Source organism: Vibrio sp. 970, assembly GCF_033339075.1.
The window spans coordinates 1-582 of sequence record NZ_JAWOTW010000592.1; the positions used below are offsets into that span (position 1 = coordinate 1).

Below are 582 nucleotides of genomic sequence, written 5' to 3' on the forward strand. Positions count from 1 at the left end.
GTCCGCTTCTGGCAAACGAGCCATAAATTCATCAACACTGCCTGAATCATCAAAGCCTGGTGGTAGCGCTTGGTCAACGACCACATCTTCAAGCTCTAATGACATACCTGCTTCGCGAGCTAGGATGAGCAGCTTACGCGCAACATCCATACCAGAAAGGTCATCACGAGGATCTGGCTCAGTGAAGCCATTTTCTTTCGCAATATTCGTCGCTTCGCTCAGGCTCATACCCTCGTCAAGTTTACCGAAGATGTAAGACAGTGAACCTGACAAAATGCCACTAAATCGTTCAAGCTCGTCGCCTGCTGCAATCAGGTTTTGTAAGTTTTCGATAACCGGTAGGCCTGCCCCTACGGTTGTTTCGTACATCAACTTGCGACGCGAGCTACGAGCGACATCTCGAAGCTGATGGTAGTACGCCATGCTTGCTGTGTTTGCTTTTTTGTTTGGCGTGACCACGTGGAAACCTGCTGCTAGAAAGTCTGCATATTGATTTGCAATGTCTTCACTAGACGTACAATCAACAAGTACAGGGTTGATGATGTGATTGCGCTGAACCAACGCGATTAAACGAGCTAGACT

General features: G+C 47.9%; 1 pseudogene. It reads right to left on the reverse strand.

The window, feature by feature from the left end:
* Nucleotides 1-582: pseudogene (thrA, locus tag R7Q11_RS28065) on the reverse strand (bifunctional aspartate kinase/homoserine dehydrogenase I); the annotation flags it as partial.